At 61.3% G+C, this 7,727-nt stretch carries 7 protein-coding genes; 3 read left to right on the top strand and 4 right to left on the bottom strand.

The window, feature by feature from the left end; all coding sequences use genetic code 11:
- Nucleotides 1-54: 54 nt before the first annotated feature.
- The 4 genes from raf1 to infC form a co-directional block, all read right to left on the bottom strand.
- Nucleotides 55-1,146: a RuBisCO accumulation factor 1 gene (gene raf1, locus NW827_RS08570; protein ID WP_414404444.1), complete on the bottom strand. Its 1,092-nt coding sequence runs from the start codon at nt 1,144-1,146 to the stop codon at nt 55-57.
- A gap of 122 nt (nt 1,147-1,268) precedes the next feature.
- Nucleotides 1,269-3,161 carry a serine/threonine-protein kinase gene (locus NW827_RS08565; protein ID WP_414404443.1) on the bottom strand — a complete coding sequence of 631 codons (1,893 nt, stop codon included), beginning with the start codon at nt 3,159-3,161 and terminating at the stop codon, nt 1,269-1,271.
- A gap of 46 nt (nt 3,162-3,207) precedes the next feature.
- Complete coding sequence (gene bcp / locus NW827_RS08560; protein WP_414361581.1) at nt 3,208-3,672, bottom strand: thioredoxin-dependent thiol peroxidase; 465 nt, start codon at nt 3,670-3,672, stop codon at nt 3,208-3,210.
- 14 nt (nt 3,673-3,686) lie between these two features.
- Nucleotides 3,687-4,244, bottom strand: coding sequence for a translation initiation factor IF-3 (infC, locus tag NW827_RS08555; protein WP_414361583.1), 558 nt, complete (start codon nt 4,242-4,244; stop codon nt 3,687-3,689).
- Between the two features lie 280 nt (nt 4,245-4,524).
- Here infC and NW827_RS08550 point away from each other — a divergent pair, with 280 nt between their 5' ends.
- The 3 genes from NW827_RS08550 to NW827_RS08540 all read left to right on the top strand — a co-directional run bounded on the left by NW827_RS08550 (nt 4,525) and on the right by NW827_RS08540 (nt 7,635).
- Nucleotides 4,525-4,764 carry a hypothetical protein gene (locus NW827_RS08550; RefSeq protein ID WP_414361585.1) on the top strand — a complete coding sequence of 80 codons (240 nt, stop codon included), beginning with the start codon at nt 4,525-4,527 and terminating at the stop codon, nt 4,762-4,764.
- 15 nt (nt 4,765-4,779) lie between these two features.
- Complete coding sequence (locus tag NW827_RS08545) at nt 4,780-6,183, top strand: aspartate ammonia-lyase (RefSeq protein ID WP_414404442.1); 1,404 nt, start codon at nt 4,780-4,782, stop codon at nt 6,181-6,183.
- Between the two features lie 66 nt (nt 6,184-6,249).
- Nucleotides 6,250-7,635: an MFS transporter gene (locus tag NW827_RS08540; RefSeq protein WP_414503571.1), complete on the top strand. Its 1,386-nt coding sequence runs from the start codon at nt 6,250-6,252 to the stop codon at nt 7,633-7,635.
- Nucleotides 7,636-7,727: the final 92 nt, after the last annotated feature.

Here is a 7,727-nt window from a genome sequence, read left to right as displayed (position 1 = left end):
TTGAAGAGCACTTGTCGGTAGCCCCCCCTTCCTTTTCCTGGAAATGGCCGCTGCTTACTCCTCCAGCTGCCAGGGATCCTGGGCTACTTCCTCATCGAAGAGGCGGGGTGGGCGCATGGCCAGGAGCACCTGGCCGAGGAGGGGAGAGGAGGGCAAATCCTCAATCCACTCCAGGGACAGCCATCCCTCCCGATCCACCAGAAAAGCCCCCGCCCTTTCTTCCCAGGTGCGCACGGCCCGATCCACCACCAGCAAGACAGGATCCTGCTCTTCTTCAGAGGCCACCGGCCAGTCCAAGAGGGATCCCAGAAGCCGATTTTCCACCTGTAGGGCCACAGGGTCGGCGGCCCTTTGAAGGGCTGGCCAAGCGGGCAGGGCTATCCACATCTGTCCCGCGGCGCTGCTGACCCAGCCAAAAGGTCCTTGGGGCGCGGCAGCCGGGATCGCTTCCCAAGTGGCGGTGGCCAAAGGCAGAGCTCCAGCCACCGGCAACAAGCGGGGCAGCTCCTCCTCTGGGCGGAATACCGCCAGCCTTGGCAAGGGCTTGCGCCGAGAGCCGGGAGCCAGCATCGACAGAAGCTGCTCAATCTGACGGCGGGCCGTCTCGCTGTGGACATACTGGAAAGCCCGGCCAATGGCTCGTGTCCGCTCCTGCAAATCGCGGGTTTGCTGGGCAGTCTTCCAGGCTTGATAGGCTACTGCATCCCCAGGGTGATCGGTAAACCCTTCGGGGAGCTGCTGCAGTTGGGCATAGCTTTTCACAGCCCGAGCTATCTCGTGGGTCTCCTTAGCACCTAGGTTGCGGCTCGCCACCAGCTCCGCCACCCGGATGCGATCCTGGGGGGAAAGGATGCGCAGCTCGTAGAGGATGTCGCTACCTCGCTGGGCAAAGTGCTCCAAGAGGGCTGAGCTGGCGCCTGCTTTGGCCATCCCCTCGTAAACCTGGGCGGCGACAACAATCTGGTTTTGCTTGGCAGGCTCAAGCCCAGTTGCCTCAAAGATGGCCTGGGGAGTCATTTTCTGTTGCTGCAGGCTTTGGCAGGCCTTGGCCCAATCCAACCACCCCCCCTCTCGCCGTCGCAGCTGCTCCAGCAACCCACTGGGATCTGCCTTTGGGGCAGAGGGTTCAGGCAAATGCTGACTCATGGCAAGGCTTCCTCCGCAACAACCATTGAAAAATAGCGCAAAACCCACAGGAGGTTAAAAGTGCAACCGGTCAGTACGATTTTTTTATGGACTTCCCCTGGGCTAAGTTGGCCGTCCTCTCCTTAGGCCAGGGGAATTACCTCAGCAGCATAGTTACCCGCTGGCAACTGGTTGAAATCCAACTGCCACAGCTGGAAGCGCTGCAGCTTGTCTCCCGTGGGCACCTGCAGCCAGACCCGTCCCTTTTGTCCCACCTGCAGTACCCTTGAGGTGGCGGGCACAGCTACCTGGGCTAGGGGATCCCCCCCCTTGCTATACAGCCAGAGGGACGAGAACCCCTCCCCCTCCTGACACAGCAGCAGCACACCCCAGGGGGCCTTGGCCATCTGAACTGGCCACCCTTTTAAGAACCAGCGGCGCAGCCGCAGGGGGTTGAGCTGCACTACACTCAGATGGGGGCAGCAGCCCTCTCTCCCCCCATCGCTGGGGGCAAATAGCAGCCGTTCCCCCAAGCTAAGCACCTCCCCCTTGGGATCTAACGGAAGGCGATAGCAGAGCGGCTGCGCTCCCGTCTGCCCAGTTTGTGGGTAGGGCAACACGCATAGGTTCACCCACTGCTGTCCCCCCCCTCCTAGCAGTACCAGCTGCTGCGAGAGGGCTAGTAAGCGAGGTAGGGATCCCACCGGCACCTGCCAAGGCCAGCGGAAATAGCAGTGGAACTCCGAGAAGAGCCGAGCTACGCTTGGCCCCCTCGGCAGCCATTGCACTGCCCCCATTTCCTTGGCAGTAGCCCAAATGAGCTCCTGCCGCTCCTCCAGCCAGGTGGCTTGCCACTCCTCTTCAAAACTCAGCAGGGGGCGGATGCGGGCAGGACTGAGGTGGAGAAGGCTACTTTTGCCAACGGCCAGGGCTTCCGGAAAAGTCCCCAGAAACACTACCTCCTGCAGCGGTTCGGCCAGGGGGAAACGGGCCAGAGGTGGCGCCCCTGCGGCAGGGGTCTGCAGCTCTAGCCACTCTAAGCTCTGGGAGGTCACTCGCAGCAGCAGGGGGGAGCGGCAGCCGCTGGGATCCTCACAGACATAAAACTTCTGCAATCTGCTGTCGCCGCCAGAGCCGGCAGCGGGCAGATCCCAGACCTGCACCCCGGGGGGTAACTGGCGCAGCACCCGCGGGCCAACCCAACAGGCAGCTGGCTCCTGCCACTCCTGGGCAAACGCGGCCAAGGCCGAACGCATCTGCGCTGCTGTGCGGAACCGCCGCAGGGGCAGCTTGCGCAGAGCCACCTCAAGCAACGCTTGCAAAGGTGCCGGAATCCCCTCCGGGCAGACAAAGCACTGGTTGAGGTGGGCGTGCATCAACTGGCTGGGGGAGCCGGAAAAAGGCCGCCGCCCTGTCAGCAGCTCCAGCAGGATGATCCCCACCGCGTAGAGATCTGAGGCAGGGCTAAACTGGCCGTAGAACCGCTCCGGGGCCATGTAGGCCGGTGAGCCGGTGGCCGTGATCTCGCCCGGGGCAGGCTGGGGGTGACGGGCGATGCCAAAGTCCGTCAGTTTCAGTTGCCAGCCCTGCGGCGTGGGTTTAAGCAGGATATTTTCGGGCTTCACATCGCAGTGAATTACCCCCTGTCGATGGGCATGATCCAAGCCGGCCAAGATCTGATCCACAAAGCCCAAAACCTGCTTGACCGGCAGCCACAACCCCCGCTCCACCTGGTCAATCAGCTCCCGCAGCGTGCCTCCCTCGCAGTACTCCAGCACCAAATACCGCCCCTCACGGGCATGTTCCAGAGCGTAGCAGCGGGTGATGTTGGGGTGGTTCAACGTCAGCAGATAACGCAGCTCCCGCAGCAGGTTGGGGGTGGGAAAGCGCTCCACCGGCAGCTCCTTGAGGGCCACCAGATCCCCCCCTTGGCGGGGCCGGGCGCAGAAGACACGCCCATACTGCCCTTGGCCAGCCAACCCCAAGATCTGGTAGCTGTCGTGGATGGACTTGGTGGTACGGGTGCGTCGGGACACAGTTCTAGGGAAACCAATGGCAGCCCTTTTTGTCCCTCTGGAAACTCTAGGAGCCGGTTAATTGCCTGAGCAGATCTGCGGCGTGGGTTCCTACCTTGACCTGGGTGATAACGGCCTCAATCTTCCCCTCCGGGTCGATGACAAAGGTGGTGCGGTGGATGCCGTTATAGACCTTGCCCATGAACTTTTTCGGGCCATAGACCCCATAGGCCCTGGCCACCTTGGCCCCCTCATCCACCAGCAGGGGAAAGGGCAGTTGCAGCTTTTGGGCAAACTTTTGGTGGGAACGGGCGTCGTCGGCACTCACCCCCAAGATCTGGATCCCCTGCGCCTGATAATCCGCGTAGGCATCGCGAAAGCCACAGGCCTCTTGCGTGCAGCCAGGGGTGTTGTCGCGAGGGTAGAAGTAGAGGACCACCCGCCGGCCCCGCAACTGGCCTAGGCTAATCAGCCTGCCCTCGGCATCGGGCAGGGTAAACTCCGGGGCTGGATCTCCAACGGCAAGGGGCATGGGCGGGATCCCTCTTAGCTGGATTTTTTGGGAGCGAGGATCATCGTAATGTTCCGACCCTCCTTCTGCGGAGGCTGCTGCATTTCCGCCACCTCTTGTAAGTCTCTGAACAAGCGGTGCAGCAATTCTTCCCCCAGCTCGGCATGCTGCGCCTCGCGGCCGCGGAACATTACCGTGGCTTTCACCTTGTCTCCCTCCCCCAAGAACTGCTGGGCACTCCGCAGGCGGACGTGGTAGTCGTGCTCGCCGATGTTGTAACGAAACTTCACTTCCTTGATCTCGGCGGTATGTTGCTTTTTGCGGGCCTCCCGTTCCTTTTTCTCCTTCTCAAACTTGAACTTACCGTAGTCCATAATGCGGCAGACAGGAGGATCCGCCTTGTCACTCACCAAGACCAAGTCCAGATCCTTTTCCTCGGCTATGCGCAGGGCTTCTTGGGGGCTCATGATCCCCAGCTGGGTGCCATCGGTATCGATGAGACGGATTTTGGGGAAGCGAATCCGCTCGTTGATAGCAGGCAGCTCTCCGCGCTGCTTAGGGGGAAAGCGGTCAAGGGGACGTTCGACGGACAAGTTTTCCTCTCTCTAAACGGACAACGAAAAGATGGTAGTCTGCTCTGCACCGTTGCTGGCCAATGGGGAAAAACCCTGCTCCCTTGGCCGGAAGGGCAAGAGCTCCTGCAACCTATACTAGCTGGCATTTTTTGTTTTTTTCTAGGAGCTTTGGACTTGCCCAGGGGAAAAATATTGCTGGATTGGGGTAACAACCGCGGTAGGATAACCAGATGGCAGCCCTGCTGGCAACGAGGGCAGGGCAAAGTTGGTTTCCTAGTTTACAGGGAGAGCAAAAGCGGTGCAACTGGGTTTAACGGAACGGGAACTGAAAGATCTGGCCCAAAAGTCAGTCCAACTGATCCTCAGCCCCCGCGAGGGCGACAGTGAGGCGTTGGCCCAGTACAAGACCTCAGCAGAGTTTCGGGCTGCAGTTCACCTAGCCTGTGCAGCCATGGTGCTAGTTTTGGCGGAAAACAACGAGCGCCTCAGCCAGCAGTTGGCTGCCTTGCAGGAAAAGGGATCAAACCCTGCCAGCTAAGCAAGCCAAACGGCCATGCCTTCAGAGCCACCAGTGCGCAGCGAGCGGGACTCGATGGGGGAGCGGCAATTGCCCCAGTCGGTCTACTACGGCATCCAAACCGCCCGGGCTCTTGAAAATTTTCCCATCAGCGGCCTCAAGCCGCTACCGGAGTACGTGGAGGCCTGTGTGCTCATTAAAAAGGCGGCGGCTGAAGTCAACGGCGAGCTGGGCTGCATTCCCCCTGAGGTGGCCAAGGCCATCGTCCAAGCAGCGGACGAGATCCTCCAGGGATCCCTGCGGGATCAGTTTGTGGTGGATGTCTACCAGGCCGGGGCAGGCACCTCCCACCACATGAACGTCAACGAGGTGCTGGCCAACCGCGCCCTGGAGATTCTGGGGGAGCCCAAGGGGCGCTACGAGCGGGTTAGCCCCAACGACCATGTCAACTATGGCCAGTCCACCAACGATGTCATCCCCACCGCCATTCGTCTGGCCGCCCTACTGCGGGTGCAGCGGGATCTCCTGGGCACGCTGGACAACCTGGTGGCGGCGCTGGAGCAAAAGGCGCAGGAGTTTCGCGCCATCCTCAAGGCGGGCCGCACCCATTTGCAGGATGCAGTGCCGGTGCGCCTAGGGGACAGCTTCGGCGCCTACGCAGCCATCTTTGCCCAGCACCGTCGCTGGATTGAGGAGGCCAGCCAAGCCCTGTGCAGCCTGGGGCTGGGGGGAAGCGCCGTTGGCACCGGCCTCAACACCCATCCCCTATACCGGCAAAAGGTGGTGCAGCGGCTGGCAGAGTACACCCAGTTGCCCCTCACGCCGGCTCCCCATCCCATGGCGGCGATGCAGAGCATGGCCCCCTTTGTGCACCTATCGGGATCCCTGCGCAACCTGGCCCAAGACGGCATCAAATTGGCCAATGACCTGCGGCTGATGGATTCCGGCCCTAAGACCGGCCTTAAAGAGATCCAACTGCCGCCGGTGCAGCCCGGCTCCTCCATCATGCCCGGCAAGTACAACCCGGTGATGGCTGAGATGCTGAACATGGTCTGCTTTCAGGTCATCGGCCTCGACACTGCCATTGTCCTTGCGGCCCAGGCAGGGCAGTTTGAACTCAACGTGATGATGCCCCTGATTGCCTATAACCTCCTGCATAGCCTGCAGATCCTCAACAACAGCCTGCGGGTCTTTACTGAACGTTGCGTCAGCGGCATCACCGCCCAGGCGGATCGCTGTCGCAGCTATGCAGAGGGGACACTGGCTTTGGTGACTGCCCTCAACCCCTACATTGGCTACCTGCAGGCGGCAGAAGTGGCCAAGATCTCCCTGGAAACGGGGAAGCCCATCCGCCAGATTGTCCTAGAGCGCAACTTGATGAGCCCAGAAGAGGTGGCCAGGGTGCTAGATCTAGAGGCAATGAGCCAGATGCGCGTCTAGCCCCTCTGCCACAAAGGCCATTGGCCTCCGCCCCTTCCCCGTCAACACCCCTTTGCCGAGCAAGCCATGGCCGACAGACGACTAAGCTGGTGGACCAAGCTGGCCTATGGGGTGGGGGATCTGGGCACGGGCATGACGGCCAATATCCTCATCTTTTTCCTGCTGCCCTTTCTCACCAATACTGTCGGCCTGGCGGCGGGCCTGGCCGGCAGCATCTACGCCATCACCCGCTTTTGGGATGCCCTCAACGATCCCCTCATCGGCATCCTCAGCGACCGCACCCGCAGCCGTTGGGGTCGTCGCCGCCCCTGGTTGCTGTTTTCGGCTCTTCCCTTTGCCCTGACCTTTGCGGCGCAGTGGTGGATCCCTTTTCCCGGTCGAACTGGGCTTTTGTCTGCCTATTACCTGGCGGTGTCGCTGCTGTTTAACACCTTCTACTCTGCCGCCAACATTCCCTATGCCTCTCTGACAGCGGAGCTAACCCAAGACTACGACGAGCGCACCCAGCTCAACCAGTTCCGCTTTGCCTTCTCGGTGGGGGGCAGCATGGTTGCAGTAGTCACCTTTCCGCTTTTGGTTAACCTGCTGCCGGATCGGGCTGCTGGCCATCTGCTGGCGGGAGCTTGTTTTGGGGTAATCTCGGCTCTGCCCCTGCTGCTCTGCTTTTGGGGGGTGCGAGAACAGTATCAATCCTGGCGGGATCCGCTGCCCCTACTGCAGCAACTGCGGGTGGCCTTCAGCAACCGCCCCTATCTATTTGTCAGCGGCATCTACCTGTGTTCTTGGCTGGCGTTTCAGTTTACGGCCACGATCATCCCCTATTTCATCGTTTTCTGGATGCAGTTGCCGGAAGTGTGGATCTCGCTAGTGGTGTTGGCGGTTCAGAGCGTTGCGGTGCTGACCCTGTTTGCCTGGACGCGACTGAGCGCCCACCTGGGCAAGCGCGCCATGTACCTGATCGGGGCGGGGTTTTGGCTGATCTCCCAAGCCGGCCTGTTTTTCCTACAGCCCGGCCAGGAGCGGCTCATGATTGCCCTGGCGCTGTTGGCGGGGGTGGGGGTTTCGGCCACGGCCTATCTCGGCCCCTGGTCGATGTTGCCGGATGTCATCGACCTGGATGAGCTGCAAACTGGGGAGCGGCGGGAAGGGATCTTCTACGCCTTGATGGTGTTCCTGCAAAAGGTAGGCCTAGGACTGGGGCTGTTTTTCCTAGGGCAAGTTCTGGAGTGGTCTGGCTTTATCCCTTCGGTGGCCGGGGAGCCGCCGCCCACCCAGCCGGAATCGGCCCTGTTGGCCATCCGCCTTGCCATTGGCCCCTTGCCGGCGGTGGTTTTAATCGGCGGCATCCTGCTGGTGTGGCTCTACCCCATCACCCGGCAGCGCCACCGGCAGATCCTGCAGGAACTAGAAGCAAGACGGGCGGGAGGGGGTCGCTTCCCCTCTGTTAGTTGAGAAGGATGCGCAGGCCGCTGCCGGAAGGCTGCACCGGCTCGGAGTTGGGCAGAATCCGCAGGCCGCTGCCGCTGGGCCGGATCCCGGTGTTG

The organism is Synechococcus sp. H70.1 (assembly GCF_047502705.1).
GTDB lineage: Bacteria > Cyanobacteriota > Cyanobacteriia > Thermostichales > Thermostichaceae > Thermostichus.
This window is presented reverse-complemented; position numbering and strand designations above follow the sequence as displayed.

Bases quoted from the DNA above. Each gene is read 5' to 3' on its own strand.
- raf1 (WP_414404444.1), bottom strand. From the start codon at position 1,146: ATGAGTCAGCATTTGCCTGAACCCTCTGCCCCAAAGGCAGATCCCAGT.
- bcp (WP_414361581.1), bottom strand. From the start codon at position 3,672: ATGCCCCTTGCCGTTGGAGATCCAGCCCCGGAGTTTACCCTGCCCGAT.
- NW827_RS08545 (WP_414404442.1), top strand. From the start codon at position 4,780: ATGCCTTCAGAGCCACCAGTGCGCAGCGAGCGGGACTCGATGGGGGAG.
- NW827_RS08540 (WP_414503571.1), top strand. From the start codon at position 6,250: ATGGCCGACAGACGACTAAGCTGGTGGACCAAGCTGGCCTATGGGGTG.